The organism is Roseateles sp. GW823-FHT07B05 (assembly GCF_058794515.1).
Map to the genome: position 1 here is coordinate 1 of NZ_JBXAGX010000020.1, position 18,069 is coordinate 18,069.

General features: G+C 63.7%; 14 protein-coding genes and 1 pseudogene. 3 read left to right on the forward strand and 12 right to left on the reverse strand.

The window, feature by feature from the left end; translation table 11 throughout:
• Positions 1-40 precede the first annotated feature (40 nt).
• The 3 genes from AC1Q7O_RS25475 (at position 41) to AC1Q7O_RS25485 (ending at position 4,770) form a co-directional block, all read left to right on the forward strand.
• Positions 41-2,305 (forward strand): DUF1800 family protein, encoded by a 2,265-nt coding sequence (locus AC1Q7O_RS25475; RefSeq protein ID WP_492661889.1) that lies wholly within the window; start codon positions 41-43, stop codon positions 2,303-2,305.
• A gap of 8 nt (positions 2,306-2,313) precedes the next feature.
• Positions 2,314-3,738: a DUF1501 domain-containing protein gene (locus AC1Q7O_RS25480; protein ID WP_492661888.1), complete on the forward strand. Its 1,425-nt coding sequence runs from the start codon at positions 2,314-2,316 to the stop codon at positions 3,736-3,738.
• 216 nt (positions 3,739-3,954) lie between these two features.
• Positions 3,955-4,770 (forward strand): PEP-CTERM sorting domain-containing protein, encoded by an 816-nt coding sequence (locus AC1Q7O_RS25485; RefSeq protein ID WP_492661887.1) that lies wholly within the window; start codon positions 3,955-3,957, stop codon positions 4,768-4,770.
• A gap of 176 nt (positions 4,771-4,946) precedes the next feature.
• On the opposite strand, the pseudogene AC1Q7O_RS25490 reads toward AC1Q7O_RS25485, so the two are convergent.
• The 12 genes and pseudogenes from AC1Q7O_RS25490 to epsF form a co-directional block, all read right to left on the reverse strand.
• Positions 4,947-6,080: pseudogene (locus AC1Q7O_RS25490) on the reverse strand (glycosyltransferase family 4 protein); the annotation flags it as partial.
• Between the two features lie 31 nt (positions 6,081-6,111).
• Positions 6,112-7,194, reverse strand: coding sequence for a glycosyltransferase (locus AC1Q7O_RS25495; protein ID WP_492662764.1), 1,083 nt, complete (start codon positions 7,192-7,194; stop codon positions 6,112-6,114).
• Between the two features lie 109 nt (positions 7,195-7,303).
• A complete protein-coding gene (locus AC1Q7O_RS25500) occupies positions 7,304-7,723 on the reverse strand; it encodes a serine O-acetyltransferase (protein WP_492661885.1) in 420 nt (139 codons plus the stop codon).
• Positions 7,716-9,215 carry a lipid II flippase MurJ gene (locus AC1Q7O_RS25505; RefSeq protein ID WP_492661884.1) on the reverse strand — a complete coding sequence of 500 codons (1,500 nt, stop codon included), beginning with the start codon at positions 9,213-9,215 and terminating at the stop codon, positions 7,716-7,718. The genes AC1Q7O_RS25500 and AC1Q7O_RS25505 overlap by 8 nt, the downstream gene beginning before the upstream one ends.
• A 3-nt stretch (positions 9,216-9,218) precedes the next feature.
• Entirely contained in the window at positions 9,219-10,418 is a 1,200-nt protein-coding gene (locus tag AC1Q7O_RS25510; protein WP_492661883.1) for a glycosyltransferase family 4 protein, read from the reverse strand.
• Positions 10,405-11,565 carry a glycosyltransferase gene (locus AC1Q7O_RS25515; protein ID WP_492661882.1) on the reverse strand — a complete coding sequence of 387 codons (1,161 nt, stop codon included), beginning with the start codon at positions 11,563-11,565 and terminating at the stop codon, positions 10,405-10,407. Before AC1Q7O_RS25515 ends, AC1Q7O_RS25510 begins: the two co-directional genes overlap by 14 nt.
• The gene (locus tag AC1Q7O_RS25520) at positions 11,555-12,880 is read right to left on the reverse strand and encodes an O-antigen ligase family protein (RefSeq protein ID WP_492661881.1); all 1,326 of its coding nucleotides are present in this window, start codon (positions 12,878-12,880) and stop codon (positions 11,555-11,557) included. Before AC1Q7O_RS25520 ends, AC1Q7O_RS25515 begins: the two co-directional genes overlap by 11 nt.
• A gap of 3 nt (positions 12,881-12,883) precedes the next feature.
• The gene (locus AC1Q7O_RS25525) at positions 12,884-14,062 is read right to left on the reverse strand and encodes a glycoside hydrolase family protein (RefSeq protein WP_492661880.1); all 1,179 of its coding nucleotides are present in this window, start codon (positions 14,060-14,062) and stop codon (positions 12,884-12,886) included.
• The gene (locus tag AC1Q7O_RS25530) at positions 14,040-14,774 is read right to left on the reverse strand and encodes an exosortase C-terminal domain/associated protein EpsI (protein WP_492661879.1); all 735 of its coding nucleotides are present in this window, start codon (positions 14,772-14,774) and stop codon (positions 14,040-14,042) included. Before AC1Q7O_RS25530 ends, AC1Q7O_RS25525 begins: the two co-directional genes overlap by 23 nt.
• 17 nt (positions 14,775-14,791) lie before the next feature.
• Positions 14,792-15,697, reverse strand: coding sequence for an exosortase B (xrtB, locus tag AC1Q7O_RS25535; protein WP_492661878.1), 906 nt, complete (start codon positions 15,695-15,697; stop codon positions 14,792-14,794).
• A gap of 33 nt (positions 15,698-15,730) precedes the next feature.
• Complete coding sequence (locus AC1Q7O_RS25540; protein WP_492661877.1) at positions 15,731-16,618, reverse strand: polysaccharide biosynthesis tyrosine autokinase; 888 nt, start codon at positions 16,616-16,618, stop codon at positions 15,731-15,733.
• 10 nt (positions 16,619-16,628) lie between these two features.
• Positions 16,629-18,053: a chain length determinant protein EpsF gene (epsF, locus tag AC1Q7O_RS25545; RefSeq protein ID WP_492661876.1), complete on the reverse strand. Its 1,425-nt coding sequence runs from the start codon at positions 18,051-18,053 to the stop codon at positions 16,629-16,631.
• Between the last annotated feature and the right edge of the window lie 16 nt (positions 18,054-18,069).

Sequence of the window (18,069 nt, forward strand, 5' to 3'; positions counted from 1 at the left end):
GCGCGCCAGCGCCGTACCGGCCGGCGGTGTGGGCGCGCTGATGACGCTGTGGGTCGACGGCATCGCCGTCAGTGCCGCGCAGGTCAACAGCACTGCCCCGGCCGACTACCTGATGCCCACCACGGCCCTCAAGCCCGGCAGCAAGGTAGCTGTCACCTTCGCCAACCCCGGTGTTGTTGACGGCGTCACCCGCCAGCTCAACGTCGCCTACCTCATCGCTGGCACCACTTTCCTGTCGCCCACCTCCGCCGGTGTCAGCTATTCGGCGGGGAACCTGACCGGTTCATGGCCCGCTGAGAACCTCACCGGCTCCCTCACGGTGCGCGCGTATGCCCAGGTCGCGGGCGGCGTCGGCGCCCTGCTGCAACTGCGCATCGACGGCGTCATCGTCGGCACGACTGAGGTTCGGAGCACCACGCCGGCGGACTACACCTTCGCCGTTCCCAAGCTGACTGCCGGAAGCCGCATCGATCTCGTCTACACCAACGACGCTACCGTCAACGGCGTGGATCGCAACCTGTTCGTCCAGTACGTCCGGACCAGTGGCTCCACGCTTGTGCCGTTTGCCAACAACGTGCTGTTCGACGCCGGCAGCGGCGAGGCTGCCGTCGATGGCGCGTCCACCGCTGCCACGACCGGTGCCATGTACAGCAACGGCGCGCTGCGGATGACCATGCCCGACACCACGCCGGTGTACAGCGCTGCGCACCAGGCGGCCTCACGCCTGCTCCAGCAGGGCAGCTTCGGCCCGACGCTAGCCGACATCCAGCGCGTGGCACAGATCGGTCATGCGGCGTGGATCGACGAGCAGCTCGCCCTTCCCTTCTCGGCCGACATGGTGCCGGCAGTGCAGGCGCGCTACGCACTCGGCGACGCCTATCGCCCGGGCGGAGTCAACTACAGCGCCGACTGGGTTGAGCAACGCTTCTGGGCCGCCGCTGCGACCAGCCCCGACCAACTCCGCCGGCGCATGGGTTTCGCGTTGCACCAGATCCTCATGGTCTCGCTGGCCGACTCCAACGTGAACAGCCACGCCCGCGCGTACGCCCAGTACGTCGACACGGTCAACCGCCATGCGCTCGGGAACTATCGGGACCTGCTGGGTGCCGTCGCCATCAGCCCGGCCATGGGCATGTACCTGTCGCACATCCGCAACCGGCCGGAAAGCGCGGCCACAGGCCGCATGCCCGACGAAAACTTCGCCCGCGAGGTCATGCAACTGTTCACCATCGGCCTGCATGAACTCAACATCGATGGCACGCCCCGGACCAGCGGCGGCCAGCCCATCGAGACTTACACCAACGACGACGTGATGGCGCTGTCGAAGGTGTTCACCGGCTGGAGCTGGGCGTTCCCGGACGCGCAGCTCACCGAGCAGACCTTCCGCTACAAGAACCCTGATATCAGCGCCACCGGCGACCAGTTCATCGACACGCAGCCCATGAAGGCCTACCCCGGCATGCACTCGCCCAGCGAGAAGCGCCTGTTCGCCGGCAAGGCGCAGGCCGTGACACTGCCTGCAGGCTCGAGTGCAGAGGCCGACCTGAAGATCGCACTCGATGCCCTCTTCAACCATCCGAACGTCGCGCCGTTCATCAGCCGCCAGCTCATTCAGCACTTGGTCAGCAGCCACCCGAGCCCGGGCTACGTCGCCCGTGTTGCGGCCGTGTTCAACAACAACGGCAAGGGCGTGCGTGGCGACCTGGGCGCCGTGGCGCGAGCCATCCTGCTGGATGCCGAAGCAGCCACGCCGCCCGCCGGCAGCGCCGGCAAGCTGCGAGAGCCCGTGGAGCGCGTCACCTACTGGCTGCGCGGTCTCGGCGCCACATCCGCCACTGGCCAGTATGCGATCACGACGGACCTCGACCGCCTCGGCCAGCGGCCGTACCACGCTGGCTCCGTATTCGGCTACTTCCGCCCCGGCTACGTGCCGCCGAACACAACCTTCTCAGCCGAAGGTACCACCATCCCGCCGATGCAGATCGTCAACGAAGCGACCACCGCCCAGTGGGTCAACCTGGCACAGCGCATGGCCAGCACCGGCCTGGGCTGGACGGGGGCGCAGTCCGACGTCATCGCTCCGCTCCAGCCACTGGCTGACATGGCCGCGGCGGGGCGCCTGGACGCATTGATCGATCAACTGAACCTGGTGCTGTACGCGGGCCGCATGAGCGCCTCGCTGAAGCAGGACCTGATGGACGCGATGCTGAATGTGGGTGGCACCAACGCCGACGCCCACCTGAACCGCGCCCGTGTCGCCGTGTTCCTGGCGTTGGCTTCCCCCGAATACATGGTGCAACGATGACCCACCCCATGCGAGCAAACACCTCCCGCCGCAGCTTCCTTCAGGCCATCGGCGGCCTGGCGAGCAGCACTGTCGTCCCCACACGCGCGCTGCCGCTGGCAACCAGCCTGGCCGGCATGGCCGCCATGGCCACGCAGAGCAGCCACGCAGCCACCACCGACGGCTACAAGGCGCTGGTCTGCTTGTATATGAACGGCGGCAGCGACATGCACAACTGGGTCGTCCCCATCGACGTCAGCGGCTTTGCCGAGTACGCCAAGGCGCGCGGCGAACTGGCCTGGGACGCCCAGCGCCTGCAACCCATCACTGTGGCCAACCAGGGCAGTGGCCGCAGCTTCGGCATGCCGCTGGAACTGGCCCCATTGCGTGACCTCTACGAGGCAGGGCAAGCCGCCATCGTCGCCAATGTCGGCCCCCTTGTTCGCCCCATCACCAAGGCCGAATACGCCGCAGGTGTCAGCGTGCCTGCCAAGCTGTTTTCGCACAACGACCAAGCCTCCACCTGGCAAAGCCTCGCCACAGAGGGCGCACCATCTGGCTGGGGCGGGCGCATGGGCGACCTGCTCATGTCCGCCAACGCGAACCCGGTGTTCACTGCCGTGTCGGCCAGCGGCAATGCCGTGTTCCTGGCCGGCAAGCAGGTCAGCCAGTACCAAGTCGGCGCTGAAGGCCCGGTGCTGGTCAACTCCATGGGCGGCGGCGTGATCTTCGGCTCGTCCACCGCCAGCCAGGCCTTGCAGCGCGCCTACGGCGCTGCCACGACCGACCGCGTGCAGCAGGAGTACGCCCGCGTCCTACAGCGCAGCCTGACCTCCACCAACGTGCTGCAAACAGCGCTGGCCGGCGTGAACGTGCCCGCCATCCCGACGACGGCCATCGCGCAGGTCAATGCCAGCCCCACCACGCTGGACAAGCTCAGCCTCGCCCGTCAGATGCGGATCGTGCTGCAGATGATTGCTGCCAACCAGGCGCTGGGCATGCGGCGACAGGTGTTCATGGTGCAGATGGGCGGGTTCGACACCCATGCCAACCAGATGCGGGACCAGCCTGCGCAGATGGCGCAGGTTGCCCAGTCCATCGGCTACTTCATGTCGGCACTCACCGCGCTCGGCCTGCAGAACAACGTCACGCTGTTCACGGCGTCCGATTTCGGCCGCACTCTGCTGAGCAACGGCGACGGCAGCGACCACGGCTGGGGCAGCCATCACTTCGTGGTGGGCGGCGCCGTGAAGGGCCGCCAGATTGCTGGCCAGTTCCCGAACACCGCTCTCGGCACCGCGAACGACATCGGCTCTGGGCGGCTGCTGCCCAGCACCAGCGTCACTCAATTGGCCAGCAGCATGGCGGGTTGGATGGGCTTGAGCGCATCGGAGCAGCAGGTGGTGCTGCCCAATCTGTCGAGCTTCGGCGCAGGGCCCAGTTTGTTTGCCTGAGCGACTGCAAACGCCGCGCTGCCAAGCCGAGATCCGCTGCACGGTTTGCGGGTCACGTCAATGACTTGGCAGTTGCGGCTTGAAGGCAGCGACACGCCGAGATGGGTCGCGCCGTCGCGCGGCGCCATGCAAATGGTTGTTAGGTGTAGCCATCCGACCGAGCCGCACGTAGAACTACTGCACCGCGTCGTGCGGTGTGCGTTCCCGAGGCTCACCATGAAGCTGCTTTCAGCGCTGTTGCTCGCGCCGTCGCTCGCCTACGCGGTCGATGGCTCCTTTTCTCAGTCTGGTGCGTTCACTACGCTACCCGGCTATGGGTATGTGGTGGAGGGCAGCTACCAATCCACTCTCGGCGCCATGAGCTTTGACGTGCTGACGGTGGACGGCTACAAGGCCAACGATCCGCTGATGCTGGGAACCCGGCTCTCCATTGGCTTGCGGCTGCAGCCAGCCAACGCCGCGCCAACGACGACCGATGGCGACCTCACCGTCTCCCTTAGAGCTTCCATCGTGAACCTGGCCACTGGCCTGCCAGGCTATCCAGCCGAAGTGCTTGCACCCGGGGGGGCGGGCTATCACTTGGTGTGGGTTACCGGGACTGGATTCAGTTGGACGTATCTCACCACCCCGCTTCCGCAAGCACAACGCATCTCCGACAGCGTGCTAACAGAGTCCAGAACCGTCTCTGACCAGAACGGTCTCCTGCCTTATGGCTACCGTGAGTGGGCTTGCTACGCCAGCTCTACCGTCTGCCCTGGCCCGGAAACGGCACCCACCTGGATCCAGTTCGACTATGCCCTCCACTTCGAAGCGGGCCGCTACCTCACACCCTCTACGGACCCAAACTGCGCTGGCTCCTCTTGCCTCGTCGAGGCGAAGGACGCGTTGGTCATTCGAGAGCAGTACGCCGGCGTGGGAATCACCACGGTGCCCGAACCGGCCAACTACGGACTGCTGATGACGGGGTTGCTGATCGTCGGCTTGTCACTGCGCAGGCGTGTTCCCACCTCCCAGCAGCCGCCCATTTGTTGATCGGGGTCGCGCAGCCGTCAGCGCACCTCGACACGCATCAACGAAAGTACAGGTCTGATCCTGAAACGGTGAGACGAGGCCGTCGATCGTGGAGCGATGACCTGGGACGGATATGAGCCCCCCAGGAAGACGCCTCATCAGTTTCCGGTCGAACCACAGAATGACCGCCAGGCCTTGTCCACCACGCCGCGCAGCTGCTGCTGAAAGCGCTCCGGCGCAAAGCTCTCCGCGTGCGTGCGGCACGCCTGGGCCGAGAACGAGGCTGGCGCCGACTCGAACTCGCGCACCGCAGCCTGGATGGCTTCCACCGTCTGCTCGTAGAAGAACGCGCCCGTGCGGCCCGCGTCGCCGGGCCGGCCGCGCACCGTTTCAAGGCTGCCGCCCTTGCCATAGGCGATCACCGGCGTGCCGCAGGCCTGGGCCTCGACGGGCGTGATGCCGAAGTCCTCTTCCGCCGCGAACACGAATGCCCGGGCCCGCTGCATGTGGTCGATCAGCTCCGGCGTCGAGCGGTAGCCCAGCAACTGCACGTTGGGCGTCGCCACCGCCTTCGCTTTCTCGAACTCCGGCCCCTCGCCGATCACCACCAGCCGCTTGTCCGGCATGCCAGCGAACGCCTGCACGATGAGCGGGATCTTCTTGTACGGCACCATGCGGGATGCCGTCAGGTAGAAGTCCTCCTTCGCCTCGCGCGGCGTGAAACGGTCGATGTCCACCGGCGGATAGATCACCTCGGCCTCACGCCCGTAGGCCTTCGCGATGCGGCGCGCCACGAACTTCGAGTTCGCGACGAAGGCATTCACGCCGTGTGCCGTGCGCGTGTCCCACAGCCGCATGTAGTGCAGGATCAACCGCGCCACCGCGCTCTTGAGCCCCTTCACTAGCCCAGCCTCGGCAAGGTACTGGTGCTGCAGGTCCCACGCGTAGCGGATGGGCGAATGCACGTAGCTCACGTGCACCTGGTCTGGCCCCGTGATCACGCCCTTGGCCACCGCGTGGCTGCTGGACAGCACCACATCATATGCCGACAAATCCAGCTGCTCGATCGCCAGCGGCATCAGCGGCAGGTAGGAGCGGTACTTCGTCTTCGCCCACGGCAGGCGCTGGATGAACGTCGTCTTCGGCGTGCGGCCCTTCAGGAAGAAGCGCAGGTTCTCCGGCACGAAATCCACGACGCTGAACAGGTCGGCCTCCGGCCAGGTCTCCAGGATCTTCTCCAGCACCTTCTCGCCACCGCCATAGACGGTCAGCCAGTCGTGCACGATGGCCACGCGCGGCGAGCGCAGTGGGGTGGCGGTTGGGTCGTTCATAACAAATGTGCTCGGCAGTCGATCGATCGGTTCAGCGGGCGGCCGCGCCGGCGCCGGCTTCAGGGGCGATCAAGGCCATCATGCGGGCCGTACGGCGCTCGTAGGTCTGGTCGCGGGCGGCGTCCAGCCGCGCATCCAGCGGCGCGGCTTCGTCGCGCAACGCCGCCTCGATACCGGCAATGAATGCCGCGTGGTTGTCTGCCAGGCAAGCCACATGCGAATAGGCCTGCAGCGCGTGAAGCTGCGTGGACACCACGGGCCGGCCCGCGGCGAGGTACTCGAAGAACTTCATCGGGAACATGCCGCGCGTGTACTCGTTGATCATGCTGGGGAGGATCGCCACGTCGAAGCCCTTCAGGTACGCCGGCAGGTCGGCATAGCTGCGTGGCCCGACGAAGTGCAGGTTCTTCAGGTCTTGCAGCGTACTCACGTCGGTCCAAGGGTCACCCTCGCCCACCTTGCCGATCAGCACGATGCTCCACTCCGGGTGCGCTTCGGCCATGCGGCGCAGCAGCGCAAAGTCCACCTTGTACCCACTGATGGCGCCGATGAAGCCGATGCGCGGGCCGGGCAGCGCCGCCAGGTCGGCGGGCACCTGCAATGCCTCGGTGCGTGCGGCGGCGAAATGGTCAAACTCCGCCACGTTCGGGAAATAGTGCGTGTTCGGGTTCTGCTGCCGACGGGTCTCCAGCAGATGCTCGGCCGTCACGAAGCAGAGGTCTACCTGCGCCATCAGTTCCTGCTCGGCCTGCTCGATCTCCTGTACCGGCATGCCCGGCTGGGCCTTTATCTCGTCCACGCAGTGGTAGACGGTGTGTTCATAGCTGCCCAGCGACACGAAGCGAACCGTCATCGGGTTGTACGTCCACAGCAGCGTGGGCTTGAGACCCAGCACCGTTGACCACAGCTTGAGCCCGCCGCGCACCAGCAAGCGATTGAGCGCCCGCACCAGCGCAAATCGCTGCAGTGGCACCACCAGCGGCGACCACACCCACAGGTTGGGGCGCACCTCGCGCGGCCGCTTCAGACCCCGCTTGAGGCGGCGCCACAGGCGGCCCACGTCCTGCGCACTGGCCGACGGCCGGCGCAGGCCCAGCGACTCTACGTACAGCACACGGTGACCCGTGCGGGCGAACTCACAAGCCACGTGCTGTTTGTTCGTCCAGAAAGGGTTATCCCAGTCTGCGGTAGAGAGCAATACGATGTCGTAGACGTTTGGCAATTCAGGATCCTTCAATAACAAGCCGCTTCGCCGGGTTGCCAACCACCGTAGCCCCCGCCGGAACGTCCTCATTCACGACTGCGCCAGGCCCAACCTGTGCCCCGTCTCCAATAAATACCGCGCCAACGACTACCGCGTTGGGAAAGATCACGACTCCATCGCCGATCTGCGGCACGCCAGCACGCCGGCCAGTTCGCTTGCCCCCCAACGTCACCCCTTGATAGAGAGTGACGTTTCGGCCTAAACGCACCTTCGGGTTCACCACAACACAGTACGGATGTGGCAAGCGCACCGGGCTCGTCAGTGCTGGCAGCTCAACATGGAACACGAACTGCACTAGCTTGGCCAGAAAGCGTGGCCGCCCATCACTGCACATCCAGACAATTGCGCGGTTCACTCGGCTGAGCGGATCTTCATTCACTCGGGTCAACGTTTCCTCCTCGCCTTCTAAGCATCCGCCAAGCCTGCATAACCAGCTCTCGCTGCGGACGAATAGCCGCCACGGCAGACAGCCAGAAAGCTACGCCAACCAAAAACTCCATCCACCACGCTGGCGTGATCAATACACGGCCAATTTGGATAAGCAGAAGGTGAAGCACGGCAGTCAACCACCAGGTCCACGTTCTTTGCCAAACAGCTCGCGTGAGTCCGAGCGCACGAAGCACCAGCACCATCATGACCAGCCCAGACAGTGCTGCTGCGGCTCCCAACACAGCAACGCCAACCCAGCGCGCCAAGACCAAGTTGCACACGACGGCAGATCCGACCCCAAAAAGAGTCGAACGGAGCACCATGCCGTTCTTGCCTCGCGCATTCAAGAATTTTTGGCCGGCGTATGCAACCAGCAAAAAGACAACTCCGAGCGCATATGCACCAAGAATCTGCGCAGTTACGGCAACGGACGCCTGAGTGAATGCACCACGTTGAAACAGCACCGCCACGATGAACTGCGCATGCGCCCAGATAAAGGCAGACAGCGGCAATCCAACGACGACCAGTACCGTCGTAGCGCGCAATGCCTCTCGCCGGAACGCCCCGTCTGTCATCGTGGGCATCGCAGCTTGGCCCGCAACGCCGAATGGCATGGCGATAAGGATCAGGAGCGTCTCAGTGATGAAGCGCGCATAGTCCAGCGCAGCAACAGCGTTGACATCGAGGCCAGATGCGGTACGGCGCTCGACGACCTGTGCGATTTGCAAGGCTAGGGGCACCCAAATCAGCACACCGAACACCCGGGCAACCGGCTGCAAGGTAGCTCGCCAAGCGGCGGCCGGACCGACTCGACCAGTCAAACGTACACCCAGCCTGCGGTTCACGAGGGCAGCCCATACGAGCAGCCCAAGATACGCCGCGACGAAGCCGACTGCTATCAACAAAGGCCTGTTGAACGCCCATGCGGCGAGCGTCCCCAACAGCAAGCCAACGCTTTGCACTGACGCACGCGCAGCGATGAGCGTCCCTTTTCCATGTACCAACTCGGTCGCCCCGTATAGCCCGACCAGAACATACGCGGGCAGAGCCAGCGCCAGGACTGTGACGTACTGGGCTGACAACTGGCGCGCTTCGGCGGAAAAGCCAGGAGCCATTAATGCGACCAAGTGCTCTGCCCACAACATGAGCGCTGCGCCCACGACAACAGCAGCCACAAGCAGGACCTGCTGCACGGCCACGAACAGACGCTGCGCTTCGGCCGGGTCATCCGCTCGAAGCCGCGCATAACGAGGCGTGAAAGCGCCATTGATTGCGTCCGACACGAACCCGTGCAGCGGCAGCAGGAACGCGGCCTGGGCCAAGCGGTACGCGTTAGCCACCAGCCCGGTGCCGAAGCACCACGCCGCAACCAGCTCGCGCAGCACGCCCAGCACCTTGCCGGCAATGCCTCCGAAGAGCAGCCGTTTGACCAGCCCCTGCATCGGTCAGCCCTTGCGCTGAGAGAGCAGGCGCGCGTACGCCTGCGCGCATTCGGGCAACGCGTACTCGGGCGTGAGGCGGCTGCGCGCGGCGCCGCCCGTCGGGTTGGCAGCAAGCGCGTCGGCCAGACCCGCAGCCAGCGCGTCGGGGTCACGGGGATCGCAAAAGCGCAATCCGAGGCTGGGCAGGAAGACCGGACGCATGCTCTCGGAAACGACGGCCGGCAGGCCGCACGCAAGGGCTTCCAGCACGTTCATGGGCAGGCCTTCCTGGCGCAGGCTCGGGAAGGCGAACACCTGGCCGGCAGCCAGCAGGGACGGCATGTCGTCACGGTTCACGGCGCCGGTGAAGTGGATACGTGCGGCATGGGCACTGGCCTGGGCCTGCGCGCGCAGGGCGGCCTCATCCTCGCCGCCGCCGACGATCAGGAGGTGCGGCTCGGGGTGGTGGGCAGCGAGCCGTTCAAAGGCTTGCAGCAGTTGCCGCGCCCCCTTCTGCGGGTGCAGCCGCGCAGCGAAGACCACCAGCGGCTGGCTCTCCGACAGCCCCAGCCGCTGGCGCACACGCTGCGCGGCATCCGCGTCGGGGCGGAAACGCTGGGTGTCGATGCCGTTGCGGATGACGCTGCGCGGCACGCGTCCAGCCACCCACGGCATGGGCCAGTCGGCGAACTGCTGGGCGAGCACGTCGCCACACAGCGCCACGTGGTCGAAACGGCGGTAGATGCGTGCGTCCTTGAAGAGCCAGAGCAGGTTCTTGGCAGACTTCAGCCACTGCAGCGGTTGGCCGGAGCGCCACTTGGACTGGAACTCGCCCCACGATGTGCCATGAGCCTGGAAGACGAAGGGCACGTGAGGCGCCTGGGCACGGAAGGCCGGCATCTCGGCCGCGGCCGCGCTGATGCTGAGGACGGCCTGCACCGGCGCGGCCGCGTGGATGCGCAAGGCGGCGGCATCCGAAGCTCGCCACCAGACCGGGGAGTAGCGCTCGGACGGCGCCTTGGGCAATGGCCAGACCTGCACCCCCTCGGCCTCGAAGGGTTCGCCCCGCCCGGGAATGGCCGTGGTCAACACCGTGACGCGGTGGCCCTGCTGGGCGAGCATGCGGAAGACGTCCCACGCGATGGCCTGCATGCCCCCGATGCTGTGGAAGGGCAAGGTACGGCTCAGGCCGAGGATGTGCAAGGGGCTATCAACGGCGCGCATCGTCGTAGATCTGTTCGAGCTTGCGGCCCTGGGCCACCAAGTCGAAGTTGGCCTCCACATGCCGCCGCGCATTCGCGCCCAGCCGGCTCGCGAGCGTGCTGTCTCGCAGCACCTGCATCAGCGCGTCGGCCAGGGCGGCGCGGTCCCGTTCCTGCACCAGCAGCCCGCCTTCGCCATCGGTCACGGCCTCGGGAATGCCGCTGTGCCACGTGGACACGATGGGCAGGCCTGCGGCGGCAGCCTCCATGATGGAGATGGGCAAGCCCTCGGAGTCTCCGTTGGCTGCGGTGACGCTGGGCAAGCAGAAGACGCTTGCCTGCTTCAGCCACGCGATGACATCGGCATGCGGCAATGCACCGGTGAAGATGACATCCTCCCCCAACTCCAGCGAGAGCGATGCCGCCAAGGCCTCCAGAGACGCTCGCAGCGGGCCAGCGCCGACGATCACGACGCGCGCGTCCTTCATCACCTTCCTGACCTCGGCATAGGCGTGCAGGAGATCGGCAGTGCCTTTCTTTTCCACGAGTCGCGCGACGTGCAGGATGGTGGGCCGGTGCTTGCCGAACTCAGGTGTCACGCCCGAAAAGCGCCGGATGTCGGTGCCGATGTAGTGCTTGACAAGCCGGTCTTCCGGAAAACCCAGGGCCAGCGCCTTGGTCTTGATGAACTCGGACACGCAGATGAAGCGTTCGCCGGTGCGCGCCAGCTGCCCCCGGCGCAGCGCGTAGCGGATCAGCGTCGGGCTGCCGGAGCGCACGAAGCGGGCGAACTGTGTTGTGACGTCGTACCCGTGAAAGGTGGTCACTAGCGGGATGTCCGCCGCGCGGGCCGCGTCGAGCAGCGCCACGGCATCCACACCGAAGTGCGCATGTGCTACGACAGCACGCTGCGTCACCAACATCGACCGGTAGGCGTCGGAAGCACCGACGAGCTTGCGCCGCCATTGACCCAGGACGCCCGTGCGGTCGGGCACGCAGTAGTCCAAGCCGGGCGGCGTCGAAGCTTCATGGTCACGGCCCATCAGGCATGGTCGGTAGCGGCTGAGGCTGCGTGCCTGGTCCGCAATGAATGTCTCCGACGGCTTGAAGAGTTGCAGCCGGAAAACCGCCGCCACCGGCGGCGAATCGTCCTTGAAATCAGTGGCCACGGGCCGTTTCCCCTTGCGTTTTGTGCACCAGCATTCCCATCAGCCCGGCCATCAGCAGCGTGAGGTGGACTTCGCCGATCAATCCGTAGTTCTCGCCTTGGGCCTGCACAACGAGCCAGACCTGGGCCACCAACACGCTGAGCGCGAACTCCTTGACGACGCCTTCCGCAGCCACGAACCGCCGCCAGATGTAGGTCAGCGATGTCACCGCAAATGCCATGCCCGCCAGCGCAGCCGTCAGGCCGCTTTGCATGAACAGCGCCAGGAACGCGTTGTGTGGCGGAAAAAACGGGTTTGACCCGACGGCCTGCGCGTAGGCGGGCCATTTCAACTCCCAGCCCCCGAAGCCAAGCCCGGTCACTGGCGACTCACGGACGACCTGCCAGGCGAAGCGCCAGATCTTGAGGCGCTCATCCATCGTCTGGCCCGAGGCATCAACGTAGGCGCTGTCAGCGGCGCGGTCAGCGATGAAGGCCGCCACGAGCACCGCAGCCGCCAGCGAAAAGCACGCTGTCGCAACCAGGCCCATGCTGATCCTGCCGCTGCGCAACACGGTGGTCAAGTAGAACAACGCAGGCATCAGGACGGCCATGCCCATGCCGGCCTTGGAGCCCGTGAACAACACCGACACAAGGTTGAGCAGGGCGATCCAGCGCAGCCAGCGGGCTTGCAGCAAAGCGGCACAACCCCAGGCGGCGAACGCCATGACACCACTGAATACCGCCGCCACATTGGCGTTGATGAACAGCCCGCCCGCCTTGCCGGGGTCGAACACGGTGTACGCGCCATTCGCGATGTCAGAGAGCAGGTTCGCGGAAATGAAGAACCGCGCCACCGGCGAGTAGAGGAAAGCCAGCTCCACCGAGGGCAACACACGGAAGAGGATGATCAACAGCGCCTGAAGGGCAGAGGTTGCAAAGGCAAACAGGAACGCGTACCTCACCGCCGGGAAGTCGACGCGGGCCAGCTTGACGACACCCGCCACGATCAAGAGGAACGGCAGCGAATAAAGCACATACCGGATCGCCAGCACCGGCGAGGGCGACCAGATGGCCGAGACGATCTGGATGAACAACAAGCACACGACGGCAATGAACCAGGGTTGCCTGATCGTTGCTGGCTCCATCACATGCCGCCACAGGGCCAACGCAGCCAGGTGCGCAACCGACATGTAGACGCCCGCGGTGGAGACTGTGTAGAGCTGCAACACACACAGCCCGATGGCCGCCATCACCGCCAGCCGAAGCGGCAGCAGCACACTGACAAGCAGACCGAAAGCTGCCAGGACTGACAGCAGGAGAGTGAGCTCAAACAAGGTCTAGTTCTCCCGCTTCGGGGCATTGGCCGGGCGCCGGCGTGAACCGGTGGCAAGCCCGGTGGGGTCTTCGGTCCAGGTCAGTCGCCGCCCTCCGTCTGCCGGCTGCCATTCATATTCGGGCCCCTGCACGCGCAGCTGCCCGCGTCTGCCCGAGTGAACAAAACCGGCGATCTGCCGGAAGGCCGCCGAGGCGGGCTTCTCGCCGAAGTTGGCGTCGAGCAAACCGAAGCTGTGTTCTCGCTCTGCAGGATGCAGCCCCTGATCCCTCAGGCAGTACCACCAGACTCCGCGTATCCACGGTCGCGCCTCTGCCATCAGGAAAAAGCGCGTCAGAAATGCGGCGACAGACTCAGGAGCAACGCCTTGCGGGCCTGCGTAATCGGGAAAGCCGAACTCAGTTACGTAAAACGGGATGTCATATCCAGCAGCCACAACACGTTGATGCACTTTGTCGATCAACCGGATCGCGGCTTCCGGGCTCCAGTCGGAACGGCGGAAGAAGACGTACGGATGGACAGCGAAGCCATCAAACAGATGCAGAACCTTGGCGGCCAGCAGCTCGTCGAGCCAGGCTGTGGTGAGTGCCGGGTAGGAACTTCCATTGCTCAGGAAGATGGCATTACCGTTCTCAGCACGAACCATGGGCATGACAACTCGGGCAAGCTCCGCATACTCCCTCGCGGTACCGGGTGTCGTCCCGCCTGTCTTGGCCTCCCATTCATTCCAGAGCTGGAAATACTTCACCTTGCCTTTCAGCGTACGGACCAACCACGCCGCGTAGCGACCGAAGGCCTCGCGCTGCGCTTGGTTCTTCGGCTTGTCGCCACCGTACCTCGGATGCCCGTAGTCCAGGATCAAAAGAATGTCGATGCGCTTCGCCTGAGCCTCATCGACCAACCGCTGAAGCCAAGGAGGGAGCGAGTAACTGCCATCAGCGCTTTCGATCTGCTCCCAGGGTGCATCCACCCTCACGCTGCGGGCACCGAGTGCCTCAGCCTGGGCGATGACCCGGGGGGGGTCTCTCCAGGAGAGCGCCACTCCAGCAACAAACGAGTCTTGGGCGTGAGTGACCGTAGAAAGCAGGGCGGCTGTGACGAAAAGAAGAGCGGCGCGCACGCAGGCGCGCCAGCCGCACGTCCGCAACATCATGCGATCCTCACTGACCGGCAGCGCCGACAAGGACCCAACGAGTCGATTGAGGCATGGAAGCACTCATCTCGAGCATCATGGCTTCCTGACGGCGGTAGGCTGCCTCGACGACATCAGGCGTCGCGTCCGGGGACACGATCTGAGAGACACGGAACAGGATGCCGTCGGGAATGTGACCCTGGAGCCCTGCACCCAAGATGTACAACCGAGATTTGACAGCGCTCTGGCTGAACATGTCGCCGATACGTATCCAGTAGCTGACGAGTTCAAGTCGCCCCCGCGACTTGGCCACCAGGCGCTTGATGTTTATGGCTCCATTTGGCACAAGCTGCGTCGACAGCGTGCTATCGACTAATCCGTCCACGGTGAACCCTTGCGACGAGTAGCACAACTCCGGTCGGTGGATCTTGCCTTCCTGGCGCTGGCTACGCCCATAGGCAAATGCCACCATCACCGGCGGCCCGTTGCCATCCGAATAGCTGCGCATCAACGATGCATCGTAAGTCGCCGCGACTGCAGCGTCCCGTGCACCCTGCGGAGTCAGCCCCATCTGAACAAGAGGGCTCTTGATTTCATTCCATTGACCGAATCGGCTTGGAATAACGCTGTCGAGATCGATTGCCGGCACTTGGGCATCAGCATTGGGGCGAAGTGCTGCTGCGGCGATGGCTGCCGCGACGGCGAAAAACGCCACGAAGACCACGTGCTTCCAAGGCAAGCGCGGCAGGCGAGGTGCTTTCATGGTGGCGGAAACCGTTGTCACGCGCGGTAGACCTTGGAGACCCTGCGCAACAGGCCGTCCATAGAAATGATCAGCAGCAAAGCGGTCAGGAACAAGACCATGCCTGAGAACCCGTGTACAAAGCCTTGGCCCGCCTCGTCGCCGTAGTGGTAGGTAACAAGAGCAAGCACGATGACACGCACGAGATTCGCCGTCAGGCTGATTGGCACGATCAGGATCGCCAGCACGACATTTCGTAATGCCGACTCGTGTCGCATCACATTGAGGTAGAGCATGCCCAGCGCTTCCAACGTGAACAGCGAGTTCAGCCCCGCACACGCATCCGCAACCAGCAGCTGATAGTTTCCAATGATGAGGATGACGCCAGTCCGCGTAATCGAGTAGCCTGCATTCCAAAGCAGATGCTCCGCCCCCCACGACACAAAAATCTTCATCGGGTGAGTGAGCACGTCGACGACTGCCCCAGGCAGCGGTATCGCGAAGAACAGGAAGAAAAAGGCGAACCAGAGGCGCCGCAGCACCTGACGCCCGAAGAAAATCAAGACCACCCCTGCAATCAGCGGGAGCAAGGCCCCCATCTCGAACAGGTGAAAATCTTGAGAGCGCCCGACCGCATACAAGATGAGGCCGAGGACCAAGCAGGCGTACCCCGCCACCGGGGAGGGCAAGCAAGTCAACTCACCCGCCTCCGCTAGCTGCTTGGACTTGAAATAGAAAAACCAACCTGCGACCGCGAGAACAATCGGCCCATGAGCGTTTTGGTCAGTACTCCAGAGACCGTTCGCCAACGCATGGAAGGTGGGAACAAACAGTACCGCCAAACATACGAAAAGCAGCGCCCACTGAACCAAGGCCTGGTTCGAGAAGGTCTCGACATTTGCCTGAGGTAACTCAACTGCAGGCGAATTCTCGCGATTGGTCATTTCAAGTCGTCGGCGCAGTGACAGATACCGCTCTCAGCGATCATTCAAGACAACGCCTAGCAGGCGGGCAGGCGTGCTGGAGAGCGTGTCTTTCAACGCCCTGAGTCCAGCCGCACTTGTCCCATTGCGCCTAGCAATCATCAAAGCAGCGCCGGCATGGGCTGCGATCACCGAGCAGTCGGCGCCGAAGGCAGCTGCAGGAGTGTCAACGACGACGTAGTCAAACTTACCGGTGAGCTCGCTCATCAACAGACCGAATGCACGCCGCTCAACGAGCTCATTTGGATTCGGAGGCACCGTTCCCACTGGCATGACAAAAAGGCTGGGCAGGTTCGGCACTGCACGTATGGCGTGCGCCTCGGCACGTCCGGAAAGGATGCCCGACAGCCCCGCAGCCGATTTATTGCCCGCGTCACTGAGCGCGAATATCTCGTGTTGCCGGGGGTTCCGCATGTCGGCATCAACTAGCAGCGTCCTTCCGCCGAGCTGGCTGAGGGCAACAGCGAGGTTGGCAGCAAAAAAGCTCTTGCCATCGCCACTATCCGGACTGATCACCGCGATAGCCCGCTTGTCGACATCACCCACTGCCAACCGCATGTTGATCTGGCTTCGCAGCACCCGAAACGCTTCAGCTTGCGCACTGAATGGCTTGTTGGCGACGACCAGCTCGTCCCCGAGCTGACTTGCAGCCCCCGGCGCGTACGGGTAGTGGAACTGCTGACTCAGTGCCCAGATGACGTCTTCGCCATTGGCAAGGCCCAAGGCGACTGCCGCCTCACCGAACCGGACACCATGCCTCTTCTGATGAGCGAGGATCTGCTCGACCTCGGCAGCAGTGAGCTTGTTTGCCTCGGCGATGATTCGTCCGATGCTACGGTCGCGGACGCTGTCGTCCGCTGTTGTCGTGTTTGATTCACTCATGCTGTTCAACTCAGGCCGTCTTGCCCAGTTTGGGCACATGGTTGCCGATCAAGCTGTGGTGCAGGCCTTCACGATTCTTCGTCGCTTTGGTTCCCGGCCCGGGCAGAACGCCCAACAAAGGCAGGCCAACCAAATCGGGAACGTCTTGCTCATTCCGGATGCGCCGGTCGCGCATTTCAGCCACGAGTGCCGTACCAACGCCCATGAGCAAACCAAGCACCAGTCCCAATGCCGTGTTCAGCAAAACCTTGGGCGAAGCATGAGTTGCCGGAGGCATAGCACTATTGAGCAGGCTTACATTGGTCGCCGTGACCTGGCTTTCCAAACTCGTCTGAGTCAAGCGCTGCTGAATTTGGTCGTAAGCGCGCTGCGCAGCCTCAACGTCTCTGAGGATGAGCATGCCTTCGTCGCGCACTTGTTTCATCTTCAGAACCTTTGCCCGCTGAGCTTCGAGTTCGCCACGCACCTGCGATTCCCGCTGGCGCATGATGTTGTTGGCAACACCAACACCGGCGGACAGACGACGAACCTCACTGTCCAGCCGCTCACGAAGCTCGCTGATGTTGGCCCTGAGTTCGATTACCTGAGGATGCTTGTCCCCAAGCTTCGCCCCATATTCTTGGAGCCGAGCTTCAGTTCTCGAGAGGTCAGCCCTCAAGGCCGCAACCACCGGATGCGAATTGATCTCTAGCAGCTTGTCCGCCGCACCACCCGCCGCTTGCGCCTGACGGCTACCAGATTCCGCCGACATCGCCTGGATGGCAACGAGCTGACTGCTGAGTTCGTTCAGGCGCTGGTTCTCGATGTCCATGCGCTCGTCAGTCATCACCACGCCACTCTCACGCTGAAAGTCGCTGAGCTTAGTCTGGGCCTTTTCCAACGCATCACGCGCTTCCTTGGCGCGAGCATCAAAGAAACTGCTGTACTGTTTGGCAGGATCTACTCGCAACTCAAGCACAGTGGCCAGATAGGCATTGGCGAAGGCATTGGCGAGACCTGCCGCGAAGGCGGGATCCTGACCCTTGTAATTGATATTGATGACGCTTGATTCGCGCGACGGGCGAACGTCTAGGTAGTTCTGCACGAACGCAACCAGCCAAGTCTCTATATCGACTTCACCATTTGTCTCTGACTGCCACTGCTCACGGAACGCAGGCAACTCCGCCATCTTGAGCTGACGGATCACACGCCTGGCAACCCGGTCACTGTTGATGATGTCTATCTGCGTGGCAACCACTGCAGGAGTGAGCATCGACTGATAACCGATGCCCGTCACAGGATCAGGACGCACCTCAACCACCACACTTGCAGTGCCAATGTACTTCTTTGGCAGCAGAAGGCTAAGCGCCACCACAGGAACTAGCACCCCGAGCAAGACAGCGAAAACGAGCCAGCGCCGAGCACGCAGCACAGAAAGAAACTGATCGAACGTCATCGTTTACCTCGCGCCT